Here is a 16,604-nt window from a genome sequence, read left to right as displayed (position 1 = left end):
ACACGGAACGCCGTGCGATTTTATTTTACAGTTATTTCTTTTGTGAAATCACCTCATTTCAAGAGATCGTATAAATCCGTATATTTGTAGATTCTCTTAAAAGATCGCTTTGCAATTCAAAGACATCATAGGCCAAAGGCCGACCATCGAGCGGCTTGTCCGGGGCATCGACACCGGACGGGTCAGCCACGCGCAGCTCTTTTCCGGGCAGGAAGGATACGGACCGCTGCCGCTGGCGATCGCTTACGCTCAGTACATACATTGCACGAACCGTCGGGAAGGCGACTCGTGCGGCGAGTGCCCGTCGTGCCGGCAGATCGCGCAACTGGCGCATCCCGACCTGCACTTCGTTTTTCCGGTCAACACGCCCAAGGGACGCTCGGGCGAAAAGCCGCTGAGCGACCGTTTCCTGCCGCAATGGAGGAAAATCGTGACCGATACGGGCGGCTATTTCGACGAGCAGTCGTGGTACTCGGCCATCGAGATCGACAACAAGCAGGGCAATATCAGTACGCAGGAAGCCGACGAGATCATCCGCAAACTGTCGTTCAAATCGTTCGAGTCGGAATACAAGATCGTCGTCGTCTGGCTGGCCGAGCGAATGAACACGCAAGCGGCCAACAAGCTGCTCAAAATACTCGAGGAGCCGTGGGACAAGACGCTGTTCCTGCTGTTGAGCGCTTCGCCCGAACAACTGCTGCCGACGATCGTCTCGCGCACGCAGTGCGTAACGGTTCCGTCGATCGACGAAACCAGCCTGACGCGCTATCTGACGGCTCGCAAGGGAATGCCCGAGGCCGACGCTTTTCGCGCGGCCCGGCTGTCGCGGGGCGACTTGCTCGAAGCGCTGCGCTACCTGCGGCACGCGAGCGAAAACGACGAACTGTTCGACCTGTTCGTGAAACTGATGCGGCTGAGCTACGAGGACCGGCATTTGGAACTGCTCGAATGGGCCGAGACGGTCGCCTCGATGGGCCGTGAGGAACAGAAGCGACTGATCGAGAACTCGGTCCGCCTGCTGCGCGACAGCTACATGCTGACGGCCGGCATGGAGCCCATTTGCTATCTGTTCGGCCGCGAAGAACAGTTTTGCAAGAAATTTGCGCCTTACGTGAACAACCGCAACATCGAGCCGCTGGTGGCCGAAATGGAGCGGACGATGCGGCAGATCGCCCAGAACGGCAACCCGAGAATCGTTTTCCCTCACTTCGCGCTCACGGTGAGCAAACTGATAAACCGACTGTAATGGCGCGCGTGGTGCTGATAACGGGCGCGAACCTCGGTCCGGTCGCCGAGAATCTCGCCGAAGCGGAACGGCTGCTCGCCGAAACGGTGGGGCGGATCGTTCTCCGCTCGTCGCTCAGAGAGTCGGAACCATGGGGATTCGAAGCCGACGAACGATTCCTGAACCAGGTGCTCGCGATCGAAACCCCATTGTCGCCCGAGCGGGTACTCGACGAATGCCAGCGTATCGAGAGGATGCTGGGACGGGTGCGAACGCCGGATACGGGCTACCGCTCGCGGACGATGGACATCGACATGCTGTTCTACGAAGACCGGGTCATCCGCAGCGAGCGGCTCACGATTCCGCACCCGCTTCTCGAGCGGCGCGATTTCGTGCTCGCCCCGCTGGAGGAGATATTGCCCGATCTCGTACATCCCGTGCTGGGACGAACGGTCCGGCAGCTTCGCAGAGAGCTCTCGGCCGGACATGCGGCCCGGACCGGAACAGAGAAGACGGCACGTTCCGAAGAAACGGCGGCAACAAACGCGGGCGGAAGCGTCCGGACCGCATGCCCGGGAGGCTCCGTGAAAACTATCGAAAAATCGCTACCTTTGCAGGCAATTGGCTTGAAGAAATGAGCTCGAACGAAATCAGAATCCATAAGACGCTCGCCCGATGCGGCATACTGGCCGTCGTGCTGCTGGCCACGCTGTGCCGTTGCGCGCGGCAGGCGGCGCCGCAGGGAGGCCCGCGCGACTCGCTGCCGCCGAAAGTAGTGACCATGACGCCGGCATTCGGAACGACTCATTTCAAGGACAAGCGGATTCTGATCGAGTTCGACGAATACGTCCAGCTGGAGGATCAGCAAAAGGAGTTTTTCACCTCGCCTTTCATGGAACAGAAGCCCGTGCTCTCGATTCGCGGGCGGAGCGTCCAGATCGATCTGAAGGAGGACCTCGACTCGAACCGCACCTACGCGCTCGATTTCGGCAGCAGCGTCGTCGACAACAACGAGGGCAACCCCTACGTCGGACTGCGCTACGTCTTCTCGACCGGCGGCGAGATCGACTCGCTGCTGATGTCGGGCTATACGGTCGACGCCCAGAAGGGCGACACGCTCGGGAAAGTCTTCCTGCTGTTTTTCGACGCGAAGGCCGACTCGATTCCCGCCTACGACTCGACGATAGTCAACAGCAAACCGTTGAGCGTGGCCCGATCCTATCCCAACGGCATTTTCATCGCCGAGAACCTGAAGCCGACGGACTACCGCATCTACGCGCTCGAAGACAACAACAATAACATGCGCTACGAGCCGGGCGTCGACCGCGTGGCTTTCCTCGACACGGTGTTCAATCCGCTGCGCGAGCCCGCGTTCGACATATGGTACGACACCTCGCGGCGCTACATGCAGGCCGACCCGCAACTGATGATGCGCCTGTTCAAGGAAATCCCGTCCAAGCGCCAGACATACACCGGAGCCAGCCGGCCGCAAAGCAACCGGGTGACGCTCATGTTCTCCGCCCCGTTCCCGCAGATCGACACGCTGGTTTTCGAAGGGTTCGATCCGTCGAAGATACTCACCGAGTACGTGACTCCCCGGCGCGATACGATGACGCTGTGGTTCGATGCGATCGAGGAGGAAATGCCCGATACGCTGAAGGGACGGCTCGTCTACCGCAAGCACGACAGCACCGGAGTGCTGCAATCCGCAGGACAGGATCTGGCGATCGCATGGCGGAGGCCTGCCAAAAAAGAAAAAGAAAAAGAGAAAGAGAAGAAAGATGACGCGCTCGAACCCAACCCGTTCAAGGTGAAGGTAGCCGGCGGCACGACGCTGAACCCGGAGAAGAACATCGTCTTCGACTTCGACTATCCGTTGACCCGGGTCGACAGCACAGCCATCGACCTGCAGCGTCTGGGCGAGGGAGAAAGCTCCGAGCCGGTGAAAGTCTCCTTCGTGCAGGACACCGCCAAACTGCGCTCGTGGACGCTCAGCGCGCCTTGGGTGGCGGGAGAGAAATACCGTCTGACGATTCCGGCCGGAACGTTCGCCAACACGAACCGCGAGAGCAACGACACGCTGCGTTCGGAGTTCACGATCGAGTCGCCCGAAAAGTACGGCACGCTGATCCTCAACGTGAAGGGCAAAACGCCGCAGAGCGAATACGTCATCGAGGTGCTGCGCGACGGCCGGGTGCAGAAGGAGATTCCCCACGTCCGCAGCGGGACCCACACGATCCGCTACGTGGACGTCGGAACGATCAAGCTCCGGTTCATCGAGGACCTGAACGGAAACGGGAAATGGGATACGGGTTCCGTATTCGAAAGGCGGCAGCCCGAGCGGGTCGAGTACTTCGTCGACAAGTCCGGCACCGAAGAGATCGTGACCAAGGAAAACTGGGATCTCGAGTACGACGTCGACATGAACGAGCTGTTCGGCCCGATCACGATGGAACGGATGCAGGAAAAGATACGCCGCGACGAACAGGCGCGGCTGCGCGAGATAGCCAAGAAACGGGCGGAGCAGGAGAAGAACGGCCGCCACTCCTCCGCCGCAGGCGGCAACAGAAATAACAGCAACAACTACAACGGCTACGGCAATACCGGAGGTCTCGGAGGCACGGGAGGAATGATCCGCCGATGAGACGGGCAACAAAACGACGCGACTGAACGTTAGGCGAATATGCGGGCATTAGGGATCATACTGGCGTTTGCCGCCGCTCTGTGGAGCGGCAGGTTGCAGGCGCAGCACTATATCGGCGTGCGGGGCGGCTGGGGAGGCGGCTCGGTGCGCTTCCAGCCGGTGCGTGAGACGGGCATCCATTGGGGGCTCTACTCGGGCGGGCTCTCCTACAAGTTCTACACCGAGCAGAAGTACGTGGGCGCCATACAGGTCGATCTCGAGTACATGCAACGGGGATTCATGTACGACGAGGTGCGCGGCGGCGATACGAGCTACCATCGGACGATCAACACGTTCGAGCTGCCGTTCATGTGGCAGCCGCACATCTACGTCTTTCAGCGCCACGCGAGGGTGTATCTGAATCTGGGCGTCTATCTCTCCTATGCCACCGGCTCCAAATATTACTGGCAATCGAAGAAAAACGGCATTTTCGAACAGGGCGACTATCCGATGATGCTGACGCGGGACCCCCGGTGGGGATACGGCCTGTGCGGAGGGGGAGGATTCAGCGTGCTGTTCGGGCGGTTCGAAGCGGCATTCGAAGCCCGCTATTACCTCGGTTACTCGGACGTGCTGCGCAACGGAACCAAATATACCGGCAATCCGAACCACTCGCCCTTGGACAATATCAACCTGTCGCTGGCGGTATACTACCGTCTGGGCAAGGGAGGCATACGCTCGGCGCCGAGCAAGGGCGTCGCCCGGCGTATGCAGGAGGCCGCCGAGCGGCGGGCTCGAAAAAGGCTCGAGCGGGAAACGGACCCGCAGGCGACGGATACGCTTCCAGCGGCAGTTTCCGTCCCGGCCGACAGCGTTTCTCTCGCGCCCCTTCCTCCGGTCGGAGCGGCCGATTCCGGAGCAGAAAAATCACGATAAAAACAGACCTGAAATGAGCAATGAAACAGAATCGACGCGGCAGCAGAAAGTCGCGCGCCAAATTCAGCGGGATATCGGCGACATATTCTCCAAGGAAGCGGCCTCGCTGCTGTGCGGAGCCATGGTATCGGTAACGCTCGTGCGGATGAGTCCCGATCTGGAACTGGCCAAGGTGTACCTGAGCGTCTTCCCGTTCGAGAAGCATGCGGCCGTCATGGAGTCGCTCGAAAAGAACAACTGGCTCGTGCGCAAGGCGCTCGGCACGAGAGTCAAGCATCAGCTGAGGCATGTGCCCGAACTGGTCTTCCGTGTCGACGACTCGCTCGAATATATCAGCACGATCGACAAGCTGCTGAAAGAATAACTTCCCCGACGATATGCCCCGTCTTCCGCTGTTTTTCGCCCGTCGGTATCTTTTCTCGAGGAAATCGCACTCGGTCATCAACATCATTTCCGGAGTCAGCGCCTTCTCGGTCGCCGTTCCGGTAATAGCTATGGTGGTCCTGCTCTCGGTGTTCAACGGCTTCGAGGGATTGATCAAAACGATGTACCGCAGTTTCGACCCCGATCTGGCGATCATGCCCGCGCGAGGTCAGGTCTTCGCGACCGATTCGGTGCCGCGCGACGAGCTGCTCCGCATCGACGGAGTGCGCGAGGTATCCTATTCGCTGGACGGGAACGCGCTGCTGGAATACCGGGGGCATCAGTTTTTCGGCATGATCCGCGGCGTCGACTCGCTCTACGCCGAAGTCGTACCGGTCGACAGCATGACGGTCGAGGGACAGTACAGGCTCCGCTTCGGCGACATGCCCGAGGCGTTCGTCGGGCAGGGCGTCGCCTCGGCGCTCGGCGTGCGCACCGGGCTCAGCAGTCCGATCACCGTTTACGTACCGCGCCGGGGACGAGTGTCGCCGCTGCTGCCGTACAGCTTTTACCGGCAGCAACCGGTTTTTCCTTCGGGCGTGTTCGCGCTCGAGGCCGAGATCGACGGAGAGTACGTGTTCGTCCCGCTCGATTTCGCGCAACGGCTGTTCGACTATTCCGGCCGGGCCTCGGCAGCGGCCGTCCGCCTCGCGGAAGGAGCCTCCGCCGCCCGGGTGAAGGAAGCCGTCGCGGAGCGTCTGGGCGACGATTTCCGCGTGCTGACGCGCTACGAGCAGAAAGAGTCGTTCTACCGGATCATGACCTACGAGAAATGGGGCATTTATTTCATCATCCTGCTGGTGCTCCTCGTCGCCTCGTTCTCGCTGATCGGCTCGCTCGCCATGCTGATCATAGACAAGCGCAAGGACATGCGCACGCTGATGACACTCGGCGCCGACGTACCGCTGCTGAGAAAGATCTTCGTCTCGGAAGGCATGATGGTCTATCTGCTCGGTGCGGCAGGAGGACTGGTGCTCGGACTGGCATTGGCGCTCGGGCAGCAGCATTTCGGATGGCTGAAGCTTTCCGGGCAGACTTTCCTGCTGGATGCCTATCCGGTCGAAGTGCACGCCGCCGATCTGGTTTGGATCACGCTCACGTTCGTCGTGATGAGCTATCTGATCTCGTCGCTGACGGTCCGCACGATGATTCCCCGGCGAGAAATTAAAATGGAGGAGAACGTATGACAAGACGTCTGCTGATTCTGATTCTGGCGCTCGCGTCGTGCGCGTGCAACCGCTCGCGCAACATTCCGGACGACGAACTCGTGGCCATTACGCGCGACATTTTCCTGTCGAACGCCTTCCGCGAGTCGCTGCTCAGCGGCATTCCGATGACCGACAGCGTCGACATCTATACCCCGATTTTCGAGAAATACGGCTACGAGCCGGAAGATTTCAACTACACGGTCAGAAACCTCTCTAAGCGCAAGAGCGTCCGCTTCACCGACATCATCGACGAGGTGACCGCATCCCTCGCGCGCGAAGACTCTCTGCTGCAGAAAAGAGTCGCGCTGCTCGACACGATCGACCGGCGAATCGACGAGCGATACCGGCAGACGGTCTACGAAGACTCTTCGCGCCGCGTCGTACGGACCGGCGATCTGGAGCATCCCGACATCGCTCTGCCCGTCCGTCCGGGACGCTACCGGGTGGAGTTCTCCGCGTTGCTCGACTCGTCGGACCGGAACGGTTCCGTACAATACGCCCAGCACACGGTCGATTCGGCAGGTCGGCGGAGCAATTTCCACTATCGCCGCTATCCCAAGGGAACCCGCAAGCGCGAAACGGTCGAGATCAGCCTGGACGACCCGAAGATCACGGAACTCCACATCATTCTGGCCAAGCTCAGTGGCAAGGACAAAGAACGAAAAACCGTCTCGTTGCGGATCGACTCGCTGCAAGTCGTCTACTATCCGCCCCGCAAAGAAAGCTACGACTCGGTCCGGCTCGAGGCGCTCGGATTCGATGCCCGGACGTTCGGGCTTCTGCTGCAAAACGAAACGCTCTACGATCATGGAAACGGCGAGGAAACTATCGGCGCACTTGATCCTGACTCCTCAGGGCTGGCTGCAGGACGGGATACTCTCGTTCGACGCTGAGGGACGCCTGCTGCGCATCGAGCGGACGGACCGGATCGATGCGCAGCAGAACGTGGAGTTCTATAACGGAGCCCTGGTTCCGGGCTTCGTCAACGCGCACTGCCATTTGGAACTGAGCTATCTGAAAGGCCGGATCGCGCGGGGCGGCGGACTGGCCGCGTTCGCCGACGCGATCGCGTCGGAGCGGGGGAAGACCTCTCCCGAGGAACGGGCGGCCGCGGCCGCCTACTGGGACTGCCGGATGTTCCGCGACGGCGTGACGGCCGTCGGCGACATCTGCAACGGCACCTCGACTTTTCCGCTGAAGCGGAAAAGCCCCGTCCACTACCATAACTTCGTCGAGTGCTTCGGACTGCGAGCGCAGGATTTCACACCGATGCGAACCGTGCTCCGCGAGTGCACCGGCTCCGGACTCGAAGGCAGCCTGACGCCCCATTCCACCTACTCGCTTCAGGACGCTCCGTTCCGGGCCGTCGCCGCCGAAAGCCACAGGTTGTCGGTCCATTTTATGGAAAGCCGCTCCGAAGCGGAGTTGTATCGGGCCCGGGGACCTCTGCACGAGCGCAACCTCCGCGAGCGCGTAACGATCGATTTCGCCGGATACGGCTCGCCCGCAAGGCGGATTCTCGACTCGGTGCCGCCGGACAGGCCGCTGCTGCTGGTGCACGGCACGTTCGCCTCGCAGCAAGAGATCGAGTCGCTCGCCGAGCGGTTCGGCGACCGGCTGAGCTGGGTGCTGTGCCCCCGGTCGAACGACTATATCGAGGGAGCCCGGCCTCCGGTCGAGACCCTGCGGCGCGCAGGGGTCCGAATCGCTCTGGGAACCGACAGTCTGTCGTCGAACGAAACGCTGTCGATCGTCGAGGAGCTGAAGATGCTCCGCAGCGTACCGCTCGACGAGGCCCTGCGCTGGGCAACGCTGGGAGGAGCCGAGGCCCTCGGCATCGACTCGTGGGCAGGGAGCTTCGTTCCGGGCAAACGGCCGGGAGCCGTCCTGCTCGGCGGCATCGACTTCCGTACGACGACCCTGCGCGACGATGCGTTCAGCCGCCGCATTCTCTGACGAAAAACATACCGCCGAAACGTTGCCGCGAGATCCCGCCCTTTTTCCGTAGGAACGGGAGACCGATTTTCCGGTCCATTTTCCTTTGCCGTTCCGCGTAAAAACATTCCGCATAATTCTTTCCATGGAGCGACGATCTGCCGCCGACATTATCCGGCTCGCCTGTCCGTACCGGCCGGAACCCCCTCGGCCCATGCCGTACCGCACGAAGACAAGACCATATGTCAAAAAACGGCAAGTCGCTACAAATCAACACACGATAAAAACCGGCAACGCCCATCCGCTATGCCGCACGCAGGAAAATACGTATTTATACCTACCCAAAATAGGTCTATGCACTCAGCTTTGTCCTATCGATTGGCTGTAAATTTGTTACGCTTTAAACCGTATGAATTACCGAGGCCGAAGATGGGGAAATATTTCGATATGCTGATGGAAGACGTTCGCATGCAGGAGGGTCTGACGGCCTGCATGAACTGCGGCATCTGCACGGGCGTCTGTCCTGCGGCGGAGTTCTACTGCTACGATCCGCGCCAGATCGTCAATACGGTCCAGACGCGCGACGACGATGCGATCGAGAAACTGCTCCGCAGCGACACGATCTGGTACTGCGGCGAGTGCATGTCGTGCCGCCCCCGCTGTCCGCGCGGCAATACGCCGGCTTACGTGATCCAGTCGCTCCGCTCGCTGTCGCAGCGGCTCGGCTTCTTCACCGACTCGGAGAAGGGACGGCAGCAGTTCGCGCTGAAGCGGACGATCGGGCAGAACATCCTGAGTTCGGGCTATTGCGTGAGGCCCGAGTTCGTCGATCCGGACCTGCACCCCGAGCAAGGGCCCGTATGGAAGTGGGTATACGACCACGCGAAGGACGTCTTCGAGCGTTTCGGCGACAATTACGGCCAAACCGGCCCCGGGGCCTGCCGCAAGATCGACGAGCAAAGCATGGAGGAGCTGCACAGCATATTCCGCGAAACCGGCGGCTCGGCTTTCTTCGAGAATATCGAGCGGCGCTCCGACGAGAAAGCGCGCGAGATGGGCTTCGAGGGAGCCGACGACGCCTATTTCCGATCCGTATTCACCGCCAACAGCGGAGAGCACGGCGGAAAATAGAAAGCCTGCGCGAGCGGACAAAGCCTCCCCCTCGGACCGTAAGGCAACGGTCCGGAATGAAACAAAGACAAAGACCGATTCGATGAAAAAAGCTTGGAAAGAATATCAGAAGGATATCGCCGACGACAACTATTTCTACGCTCGCAGTTGCATCCGGCAGAACTTCTTCCCCGGATCCGAGGCGGCGTTCCTGAACATCCTGCGCAACGACCTCGGGCGCGACGTATACGAAGACCCGAAGCACACCTCGTGCACCGGGATCGGCTATCATTCCGACATCGTGCCGCTCGAAACGATCATGACGGTCGTGGCGCGCCAATTCTCGCTGATGACCGAAGCCGGATACGAAAACTTCACCTCGTCGTGCATCACCTCGTTCGGCATCTACTGCGAGGCGCTCGAGCTGTGGCACGACTTTCCCGAGCAGGAAGAGAAAGCCCGCGAATACCTTTACAAGGCGACCGGCCGCGAGTTCCGCAAGCCGAAGAATCTGGCGCACACCTCCGACGTGATCTTCCACCACCGCGAACAGATCGCCTCTCAGGCGAAATACCGGCTGATCGACGCCGAGACGGGCCGGCCGCTGCGCGGAGTCGAGCACATCGGCTGTCACTACGCGAAGATTTTTCCGAAAGCCGGCGTCGGCGGATCGGAGTTCCCCTACGTGCTGGCCGGCATGATCGAGTCGTGGGGCGGCGAAGTGGTCGACTATCCGGAGCGGCGGCATTGCTGCGGCTTCGGCTTCCGCAACTACCTGGTCATGGCCAATCGGGGATACTCGGTAGCCAACTCGAAAAAGAAATTCGAATCAATGGCTCCGTACAAGCCCGACTTCATCGTAGCGAACTGTCCGGGCTGCGCGATGTTCCTCGACCGCTGGCAATACACGATCTCCGAAATGGAAGGCACGTTCTACGGCCAGCAGGGCCGGGGCATTCCGGTGCTCACCTACGAGGAGCTGGCAGGGCTGGTGCTCGGATACGATCCGTGGCAGCTCGGCATGCAGATGCATCAGGTCGCCGTCGAGCCGCTGCTCGACAAGATGGGGATCGAGTACGACCCGGCGGCCAAGTATCTCGGCAAGAACGGAAAATACATCGGCAAACCGGCCGACTCGGCGATCGGCTGCTATTCGAAACCTATACTGTAACCCTATGGAAAACAAGAGAGTGGTTATCATCGGAGGAGGCATCGCCGGCATGCAGGCGGCCGTGACGCTCTCCGAAATGGGCATCGCCTCGGTGATCGTCGAGAAGGAGGAGCGGCTCGGAGGCAAGCTGAACCGCTGGGACCGGCTATTCCCGACCATGACCCCTGCCCGCGAGGTGCTCGAGCCGATGCGAGAGCGCGTGAGCGCTTGCGGAGCCGAAGTGCTCACTTCGCGGAGCGTGCTGTCGATCGAGGACGAGGGCCGGGGCGTCGTGCTCGACGACCGGACGCGGCTCGACGCCGACGCGGTGATCGTCGCGTCGGGCTTCGACCTGTTTCCCGCCGAGATGAAAGAGGAATACGGTTACGGCCTGTACGACAACGTCTATACGACGGTCGATCTGGAACGGATGTTCCGCGAAGGAACGGGCATCCGGACCCGGGACGGGCGACGGCCCTCGACGGTCGCCTTCCTGCACTGCGTGGGATCGCGCGACGAGAAGGTCAACCAGCGCCATTGCTCGCGCGTGTGCTGCATCACGGGCGTCAAGCAGGCGATCGAGGTGAAGCAGGAGATACCCGACGCCGAAGTATATAGCTTTTACATGGATATGCGTATGTTCGGCCCCGGTTACGAGGAGCTCTACCGTCAGGCGCAACAGCAGTACAACATCCATTTCGTCCGGGGCCGCATATCGGAGGCGAGCCAAACGATCGACGGCCGCGTGCAGATCAAGGCCGAAGACACGCTGATCGGGCTCCCGCTGCGCATGACCGTCGATATGCTCGTGCTGATCGTCGGCATGAAAGCGGGCGCGAGCAACATGAGCCTGAGCCGCTGTTGCGGCGTCGCGCTCTATCCGAGCGGTTTCGTCAAGCCGCTGGACCAGTTCGCGGGCAACGTCCGCTCCGGGTCCGAGCGGATTTTCTACGCCGGTACCGTCACCGCTCCGAAGAATATCGGCGAATCGATCAACGAAGCCGTGGTGGCGGCTCGCGAAGCGGCCCGGGCGATCAAAGAGTGACGCGATGGAATGGGGGTTTACGATCAGCCGGCCGCGAGCCGTCGATCTCGACAAAAACGACATGGGATACTCGAAGCGCCTGCTGAGGGAACATCCCGAGCTGCAGACGTGCATCGCATGCGGCAACTGTACGGCGACCTGTACGGCCGGAACGCTCGTGAAGTTCAACGTGCGCAAGCTTCAGACGCTCGTCCGCCGAGGCGAATACCAGGGCGTTCGCGCCGAGCTGGACAAGTGCATGCTATGCGGCAAGTGCCGTCTGGTATGTCCCCGAGGCATCAATATCCGGCAACTGGTCCAGACGCTGAAGAAGGAACTGGCCGGACAGTAGGCCTCGATGAGACAAGCGTCGCAGGAGCGACCGAAGCGGTCTTTCCGACCGTACGGACGGCCCCGAACCGGAACAAGCCGTCCTGTCGCGGATACCGCAGCGACCGATGTGCCGCCGACCGCAGCCGGAACAGGCTCTCCGCAGGCGGAAGATTCGTAAGAAGGACCGTTGTAAAACAGAAAATATTCGTCCGGGAAAAATCCGGCAAACGCAACGCCGGCGTCCGCAAGCGCCGACGAGGAAGATCGAAACGATGGAACATTTCAGACTGTTCGTATTGCCATTCTGGCTGGGAGCCCTGTTTCTGCTGGTCGCCCTGCTGTACAAATACATCCTGTGGTTCGTGAAACTCGAACCCGCGCAACGGCGCATGTTTTTCCGGTCGCTTCCGACGCGCGCCACGCTGCGCTCGCTGGGCGAGATCGCGAGCGAGTCGTTGCTGCACCGCAAAATCTGGCGGCGCAACAAGCTGCTGGGATACATGCACACGAGCTTCGCGCTGGGCTGGTTCCTGCTGATCGTTGTCGGATGGACCGAGACGCTCGTCTATTTCAAGGGAGAGAACGTACCGCTGTACGTCGACATTTTCTTCTCGTACTACGTTCACCCGATTTTCGAACATAACTTCAACTTTTCGCTGATCAAGGACGCGCTGCTGCTGCTGATACTCGTCGGCGTGGGCCTCGCCTGGTTCAAGCGTATCCGCTCGCGGGCGATGGGCATGCGACGCACGACGAAGCACGTACTCGGCGACCGCATCGCGCTGTCGGCGCTGTGGCTGATCTTCCCGGCCCGCCTGCTGGCCGAAAGCATGACGAGCGCCGTCGTGTGGCGTTTCGGCGGCATCGTATGGGCGCTCGGCGAGGAGCATCACCTGATCCCGCCGGGCACCGGGTGCGGCAGCTTTCTGACCCATACGACCGGCGAGCTGCTGGCCGCCGTGCTTCCCGACAGCCTGCTGCGGGCGGGCGAGCTGCCCTGCTGGTGGCTCTACTCGATCGCGCTGGGCGTCTTTTTCGTCGCGCTGCCGTTCTCGCGCTACATGCACATATTCACCGAGATTCCGCTGATCTTCCTGCGCAATGCCGGACTCCGGAGCGGCGAGCGGCCGTCGAGCTACGACCGTTTCCAGACCGACGCCTGCTCTCGCTGCGGAATCTGTATCGACCCCTGTCAGCTTCAGCGGGCCGGCATTCACGGAGTGCAGGCGGTCTATTTCCTGCGCGACCGGCGCTACGGAAAGCTGACGGACGCCGTCGCCGACAACTGTCTGATGTGCGGACGATGCGAGCGGGCCTGTCCGGTCGGCATCGAGCAGAACACGCTACGGCTCAACAGCCGACAGCAGCGCGCGGTTCCGGTCGGAAACAACCGCTACGGCTACGCGCAGGGGGTCGACCGCTCGCAAGGCGAAGGCCGCGTAGGCTATTTCGCCGGCTGCATGACGCTGCTGACGCCTAAGATTCTGCACGCGATGGAGCGTATCTTCGAGGCGGCCGGCGAGCCGGTCTGGTGGGCCGACAAGGACGGGGGCGTCTGTTGCGGCCGGCCGCTGAAGCTATCCGGCGAGATCGACGCCGCACGGGTCATGATGGAAAGCAACCGGGAACTGTTCCGCAAGCACGGCATCACGACGCTCGTCACCTCCTGCCCGATCTGCCTGCGCGTATTCAGGGAAGACTACGATCTGCCGGGCATCGAGGTATTGCACCACTCGGAGTACATCGAACGACTGATCGCCGCCGGACGACTGAAGCCGCAAACCGGCGGAACGGTCTATACCTACCACGATCCCTGCGAACTGGGCCGGGGTTGCGGCGTCTACGACGCGCCGCGCGGAGTGATCGGCCGGATCGGCCGGCTGACCGAACCCGAGGAAACGCGCGAAAACGCGCTTTGCTGCGGTTCGAGCGTCGCCAATCTGGCCATCGACGACGACGGCCAGCGCCGCATCGGCGAGAGCGTCGCCGCATCGCTGGCCGCCACCGGGGCCGAAGCCGTCGTGACGGCCTGCCCGCTCTGCAAGAAAGCCATCGCCCGGGGCGGATCGCTCCCGGTCTACGATCTGTCGGAAATCGTGGCGAAGGCGCTGTAAGACGCAACGGCTCGGATTCCTCCGGTCTTGATTTTCCTCGACAGCAACGGAGGAGAGGAGAAATCGGGCGGAGTACGGCCGAATCTCTCATCGAACGGCTTTTCTCCAAGCAGTCGCCCCAATCGCCGAAAACAGGAATGTGCCTGCGCACAGAAAGGATTCTATCCGCCTGTTTATCAAATCGTCCCCAATCCGAACGCACCGTCGAGGAACGGAAACTCTCCGGCATTCCGGAAAAATATTTTTGTATTGCCGATTTTTTGATTACCTTTGCGTCACGATACCGCGGGGTGGAGCAGTTGGCAGCTCGTTGGGCTCATAACCCAAAGGTCGGAGGTTCGAGTCCTCCCCCCGCTACTCAGGCGGACGGTCCGAAAGGATCGTCCGCCTTTTCCGATATCAGGCCCTATGCCGCATGCCTGACCGACTGCCGGCAGGCATGCATAGCTTTTTCGTATACGGATGCTCTCTTCGCTCCATTTTTCCAATAAATACGGAGGACGGCTTCCTCGCCCCGCCCCCCGACATAAACCGTCGAGTCGTGCGAACCGCTCCGTCAAGGCCGATTATCGCGTCCGTCATGCTCAGAATCCATAACTCCGGACCGGCCCTCGTGACACGCCCCGTTCGCGAAAGCCATTCCGATAAGGCGGGTGTCGCCATGCGGACACGGGACAAAGCATACGACAAGAAATCACGGAACGACGCCGGCTCGCGCAGGAGCAGCGATCCGTCCGGACAGGCCGCGAACGAAAAAGATTCCGCTCGAGGAACGGAATTGTACGCATTTTGCTGTCGTGTTCCGTAAACATCAAAAGCAAACGGTTATGGAAAAGAACAACACATGCACTCCATGCGAGCAGAATTTCCGCGATGAGGTCGACCATCTCGTCGACGAAGTTAAGGGATACACGAAAAAGGACCACGAGCAAAAAAAGAAGGAAGTGGACGAAGCGTTCGGCAAAGGGAAAGAGCAAGAGTCCGGCCGTTAAGTCCCGGTCTATTCCATTATGCAATGAACGACAAGGGACTGTCCGACCGGTCCCCGGAAACAGAAATCGCCCCTGCCGGCAATTGCCTCGGCAGGGGCGATTTTTCGATTATCAGACTGTCCGGACAGCCTTTGGAGCATAAAACACTCCGTCTCCGGTCACGGCGGATTTTTCCGCTGCCGTACTTCCTATCCGCCTCGGCCGACGGAGCGGAGAATTCCGGTTTGTCGTCAGTCCCGGCGTAACCGCCGGTCGCCCGAGAGCGAAGACGGAGACCGAGCCGCCCTCCGGCCCGGAATCCTCGCCCGCAAGCCGGCCGCCTTCGGTCCGGCCGCCGCCTTTCCGAGCAGCAACCATGCTCGAGACAAGGGGAGACGGCGAAAGCAAGGGACGACAAATTCCTACCGCCCCCTCGCCCCACTCACGGAGGCGAAACCGTGCCTATCGCATATTCGGGTTGAGCCCTGCCCATTCGGCAATCGGAGGAATCACTCCCATGGCGATCACCTCGTCGCGCAGCTTGGCCAAATGGCGGTAGCTCTCCTCGAGCGACGCGATCTCCTCCGGCGTGCCGTCCGGCTCCCTGTAATGAGCGCCCGTACGGTCGATCACGGTCTCCATGGCCATGACGATATGCCGGAAGCGGTCGTCGTCGACATAGACTCCGGCCGGCCAGCGGAACGGCTCGCCGCCCATAGCGGCCCGGATCATCTCGATCGACAAGTAGGCCGGGCTCTGGAACGACGAGCGGCCGCGCAGTTCGATAATACGCTTGCCTCCCTGAATCACCCGCTGACGGATGTCGTCCCACTGTCCGCCGGTCAGTTCGGGCGTTCCGATCAGCTTCGCGAGCGGCTTGCCGTCGACGGTAGCCGTCGAAGCGAACACGGCCATCTGCTCGCCGTGCCCTCCATAGGTCCGGCAGCCCTCGACCCGGTCGGGCGAGATTCGGAAATGCTTCGCCAGCTCGGAGCGGAGACGGGTACTGTCGAGGCCGGCCAGCGTCGTCACCTGACTCGGTTCGAGACCCGAGTAGAGCAGCGTGATGAGCCCCGTGATGTCGGCCGGATTGAAGATAACCACCACATGCCTTACGTCGGGGCAATAAGTCCGTAGGTCCTTGCCGAATTGGGCGGCGATCGCGGCGTTGCCCTTGAGCAGATCTTCGCGCGTCATGCCGGCCTTACGGGCCGCTCCGCCCGACGACACGACGTAGCGGGCGCCCCCGAGCGCCTCGGCTATATCGCTCGTATAGGTCAGATTCACGCCCTCGAATCCGCAGTGGAACATCTCCTCGGCCACGCCTTCCAGCGCGGGAGCGTAGGGATCGTATGCGCAGATGTTCGGTGTCAGGCCCATCATGATAGCCGTCTGGACCATGTTCGATCCGATCATGCCGGCTGCGCCGACGATCGTCAGTTTCTCTTCCGTCAGAAAATTCATTTTCTCAGAGTTTAATCGGTTCGTCTTTTCTTTTCCCGGCCCGCAAGGCTCGCGCCATGCTCCGTACCAACAAAGATAGGCATTTATT

The 16,604-nt window shown here is 60.9% G+C and carries 15 protein-coding genes and 1 tRNA gene; 15 read left to right on the top strand and 1 reads right to left on the bottom strand.

What is annotated here, in order from left to right:
- Nucleotides 1-109: 109 nt before the first annotated feature.
- The 15 genes from holB (at nucleotide 110) to NQ491_RS07855 (ending at nucleotide 15,073) form a co-directional block, all read left to right on the top strand.
- Complete coding sequence (holB, locus tag NQ491_RS07925; protein WP_019246717.1) at nucleotides 110-1,246, top strand: DNA polymerase III subunit delta'; 1,137 nt, start codon at nucleotides 110-112, stop codon at nucleotides 1,244-1,246.
- Complete coding sequence (gene folK, locus NQ491_RS07920; protein ID WP_019246718.1) at nucleotides 1,246-1,863, top strand: 2-amino-4-hydroxy-6-hydroxymethyldihydropteridine diphosphokinase; 618 nt, start codon at nucleotides 1,246-1,248, stop codon at nucleotides 1,861-1,863. The genes holB and folK overlap by 1 nt, the downstream gene beginning before the upstream one ends.
- On the top strand, nucleotides 1,860-3,869 hold the full coding sequence (locus tag NQ491_RS07915; RefSeq protein WP_019246719.1) for an Ig-like domain-containing domain: 2,010 nt from the start codon (nucleotides 1,860-1,862) through the stop codon (nucleotides 3,867-3,869). Before folK ends, NQ491_RS07915 begins: the two co-directional genes overlap by 4 nt.
- A 39-nt stretch (nucleotides 3,870-3,908) precedes the next feature.
- Nucleotides 3,909-4,784, top strand: a complete 876-nt coding sequence (locus NQ491_RS07910; RefSeq protein ID WP_019246720.1) for an outer membrane beta-barrel protein — start codon at nucleotides 3,909-3,911, stop codon at nucleotides 4,782-4,784.
- 13 nt (nucleotides 4,785-4,797) lie between these two features.
- Entirely contained in the window at nucleotides 4,798-5,148 is a 351-nt protein-coding gene (gene rbfA, locus NQ491_RS07905; protein ID WP_019246721.1) for a 30S ribosome-binding factor RbfA, read from the top strand.
- Nucleotides 5,149-5,161: 13 nt separating this feature from the next.
- Complete coding sequence (locus tag NQ491_RS07900) at nucleotides 5,162-6,394, top strand: ABC transporter permease (protein ID WP_019246722.1); 1,233 nt, start codon at nucleotides 5,162-5,164, stop codon at nucleotides 6,392-6,394.
- Entirely contained in the window at nucleotides 6,391-7,308 is a 918-nt protein-coding gene (locus NQ491_RS07895; protein ID WP_019246723.1) for a DUF4296 domain-containing protein, read from the top strand. Before NQ491_RS07900 ends, NQ491_RS07895 begins: the two co-directional genes overlap by 4 nt.
- Nucleotides 7,223-8,371 (top strand): amidohydrolase family protein, encoded by a 1,149-nt coding sequence (locus NQ491_RS07890; protein ID WP_034283362.1) that lies wholly within the window; start codon nucleotides 7,223-7,225, stop codon nucleotides 8,369-8,371. The genes NQ491_RS07895 and NQ491_RS07890 overlap by 86 nt, the downstream gene beginning before the upstream one ends.
- 408 nt (nucleotides 8,372-8,779) lie before the next feature.
- Entirely contained in the window at nucleotides 8,780-9,481 is a 702-nt protein-coding gene (locus NQ491_RS07885; RefSeq protein WP_019246725.1) for a 4Fe-4S dicluster domain-containing protein, read from the top strand.
- A gap of 82 nt (nucleotides 9,482-9,563) precedes the next feature.
- Nucleotides 9,564-10,631, top strand: a complete 1,068-nt coding sequence (locus tag NQ491_RS07880; protein WP_019246726.1) for a heterodisulfide reductase-related iron-sulfur binding cluster — start codon at nucleotides 9,564-9,566, stop codon at nucleotides 10,629-10,631.
- Entirely contained in the window at nucleotides 10,555-11,655 is a 1,101-nt protein-coding gene (locus NQ491_RS07875; protein WP_326929312.1) for an FAD-dependent oxidoreductase, read from the top strand. Before NQ491_RS07880 ends, NQ491_RS07875 begins: the two co-directional genes overlap by 77 nt.
- 4 nt (nucleotides 11,656-11,659) lie before the next feature.
- Nucleotides 11,660-11,986, top strand: coding sequence for a 4Fe-4S dicluster domain-containing protein (locus NQ491_RS07870; protein ID WP_019246728.1), 327 nt, complete (start codon nucleotides 11,660-11,662; stop codon nucleotides 11,984-11,986).
- A 253-nt stretch (nucleotides 11,987-12,239) separates the two neighbouring features.
- Nucleotides 12,240-14,081, top strand: a complete 1,842-nt coding sequence (locus NQ491_RS07865; protein WP_026089785.1) for a (Fe-S)-binding protein — start codon at nucleotides 12,240-12,242, stop codon at nucleotides 14,079-14,081.
- Between the two features lie 284 nt (nucleotides 14,082-14,365).
- Nucleotides 14,366-14,438: transfer RNA gene (locus NQ491_RS07860), tRNA-Met, on the top strand.
- Between the two features lie 470 nt (nucleotides 14,439-14,908).
- Nucleotides 14,909-15,073: a hypothetical protein gene (locus NQ491_RS07855; RefSeq protein ID WP_019246730.1), complete on the top strand. Its 165-nt coding sequence runs from the start codon at nucleotides 14,909-14,911 to the stop codon at nucleotides 15,071-15,073.
- 441 nt (nucleotides 15,074-15,514) lie between these two features.
- On the opposite strand, the gene NQ491_RS07850 is transcribed toward NQ491_RS07855, so the two are convergent.
- A complete protein-coding gene (locus NQ491_RS07850) occupies nucleotides 15,515-16,516 on the bottom strand; it encodes a malate dehydrogenase (protein ID WP_019246731.1) in 1,002 nt (333 codons plus the stop codon).
- Nucleotides 16,517-16,604 lie beyond the last annotated feature (88 nt).

Origin of the sequence: Alistipes ihumii AP11 (assembly GCF_025144665.1) — a bacterium.
Taxonomy (GTDB): Bacteria; Bacteroidota; Bacteroidia; order Bacteroidales; family Rikenellaceae; genus Alistipes_A; species Alistipes_A ihumii.
Note: the sequence above shows the minus strand (reverse complement) of the source record. Positions and strands in the feature narration are given on the sequence as shown.

Coding starts and splice junctions, on each gene's coding strand:
- folK (WP_019246718.1), top strand. CDS start 1,246: ATGGCGCGCGTGGTGCTGATAACGGGCGCGAACCTCGGTCCGGTCGCC.
- NQ491_RS07915 (WP_019246719.1), top strand. CDS start 1,860: ATGAGCTCGAACGAAATCAGAATCCATAAGACGCTCGCCCGATGCGGC.
- NQ491_RS07910 (WP_019246720.1), top strand. CDS start 3,909: ATGCGGGCATTAGGGATCATACTGGCGTTTGCCGCCGCTCTGTGGAGC.
- rbfA (WP_019246721.1), top strand. CDS start 4,798: ATGAGCAATGAAACAGAATCGACGCGGCAGCAGAAAGTCGCGCGCCAA.
- NQ491_RS07900 (WP_019246722.1), top strand. CDS start 5,162: ATGCCCCGTCTTCCGCTGTTTTTCGCCCGTCGGTATCTTTTCTCGAGG.
- NQ491_RS07895 (WP_019246723.1), top strand. CDS start 6,391: ATGACAAGACGTCTGCTGATTCTGATTCTGGCGCTCGCGTCGTGCGCG.
- NQ491_RS07890 (WP_034283362.1), top strand. CDS start 7,223: ATGGAAACGGCGAGGAAACTATCGGCGCACTTGATCCTGACTCCTCAG.
- NQ491_RS07885 (WP_019246725.1), top strand. CDS start 8,780: ATGGGGAAATATTTCGATATGCTGATGGAAGACGTTCGCATGCAGGAG.
- NQ491_RS07880 (WP_019246726.1), top strand. CDS start 9,564: ATGAAAAAAGCTTGGAAAGAATATCAGAAGGATATCGCCGACGACAAC.
- NQ491_RS07870 (WP_019246728.1), top strand. CDS start 11,660: ATGGAATGGGGGTTTACGATCAGCCGGCCGCGAGCCGTCGATCTCGAC.
- NQ491_RS07865 (WP_026089785.1), top strand. CDS start 12,240: ATGGAACATTTCAGACTGTTCGTATTGCCATTCTGGCTGGGAGCCCTG.
- NQ491_RS07855 (WP_019246730.1), top strand. CDS start 14,909: ATGGAAAAGAACAACACATGCACTCCATGCGAGCAGAATTTCCGCGAT.
- NQ491_RS07850 (WP_019246731.1), bottom strand. CDS start 16,516: ATGAATTTTCTGACGGAAGAGAAACTGACGATCGTCGGCGCAGCCGGC.